Genomic DNA, 1,291 nt, shown 5'->3' on the forward strand with positions numbered 1-1,291 from the left:
GAGCATCACCATCGGCCGCGACGACAGCAATCCGGTCAGGTAACCGCCGGCGAAGTCGAGCGCGTTGACCGCAAGCGCCAGCAGCGGCACGCCGAGAATGTAATGCACAGGCGTCGGCACCGGATCGAGGAACAGCAGCACCGCGCCCGCGGCCGCCGCCAGCGCCACATGCTGGTTCCTCACGAAGGCCGGCAACCGTCCGTCGGCCTTGAGCAGGCAGATCGCGGCCGACAGCAGGATCGAAGCGATGTGCACGTCGGTGCGCCAGTAGCTGGTCTCGTAGTCCATGCCGAGAACCCAGTATGAGATGGCGCCGTTGGCCATTGCCAGCAATGACAATGCCACAAGCAGCCGCACGACATTGGCGCGCCCTGACACCACCACGCTGATCAGCGCCAGGATGACATAAGAATGCTCCTCGATGGCGAGCGACCAGATATGGTCGAGCGCACCGGCGCGGTTAACGAGAATGCCGGCATAGTTATAGGTGAAGGTCAGCGCCGTCAGCGCCGCCTTCCACTTGAAGGCAATGAACGTGCCGGCGAGCCCGATCATTGCGGTGGCCACGAATACCAGCAGCGCCGGATAGATGCGCGAGAAGCGGCGCTTGAAGAATTTCTTCAGCGGAAAGCGTTCGATGAACAGTATCTCGCCCATCAGCCGACCGCTGAGCACGAAGAAGAACTCGACGCCGAGGACCCCGAGATTGATTCCCGGAACCGGGAAGAAGTGGCCGATCAGCACCAGCGCAATCGACAGGCCGCGCCAGCCGTCGAGATAGGCCAGCCTGGTTCGTGCCGCTTTGTCGGCTGCGGCCCGTGGCAGGGCGCCGGCCGTCGCGGAGATGTCGGTCATGCCGTCCCTTCGCAACTCGGAGGCCCCGGCACGGATAGCCGCGCCCGGGAACCGCTTCGTTTCCCGCCGCGCTTATTTTGCAATGCGGGATAATCTTGTGCAAGTGCGAAGGCATGAATTCTCAGGTAGCTCCTGCCAAGTAGCTGCAAATACAAAAGAAAAAGGGCCGCGACGGCCCCTCTCCTTTTCATCCAGGCAGCAGCGTTCAAGCGTTGGCAGCGGCCACCGCGCGCTTCGCCATCACCGCGATCAGATTGGCGCGGTAGTCGGCAGAGGCATGGATATCGCTCATCAGCCCCTTTGCCGGCACTTTCAGGCCGTCGAGCGCCGAGGCGTCGAATTTCTTCGCCAGCGCCGCCTCGATTTCCTTGGAGCGGAAGACGCCGTCGTCGCCGGCGCCGGTCACCGCGGCCCTGACCCCATCCTTGCCCTTGGT

Annotated in this window: 1 protein-coding gene and 1 pseudogene; both read right to left on the reverse strand. The window is 63.3% G+C overall.

The window, feature by feature from the left end; genetic code table 11:
- Nucleotides 1–855, reverse strand: an 855-nt coding sequence (locus EOA29_RS36815; protein ID WP_145970064.1) for an acyltransferase, incomplete at its 3' end; no start/stop codon positions are given.
- A 205-nt stretch (nt 856–1,060) separates the two neighbouring features.
- A pseudogene (locus EOA29_RS36820) lies at nt 1,061–1,291 on the reverse strand (carbon monoxide dehydrogenase); the annotation flags it as partial.

It is taken from the genome of Mesorhizobium sp. M1E.F.Ca.ET.063.01.1.1 (genome assembly GCF_003998155.1).
Taxonomy (GTDB): Bacteria; Pseudomonadota; Alphaproteobacteria; order Rhizobiales; family Rhizobiaceae; genus Mesorhizobium.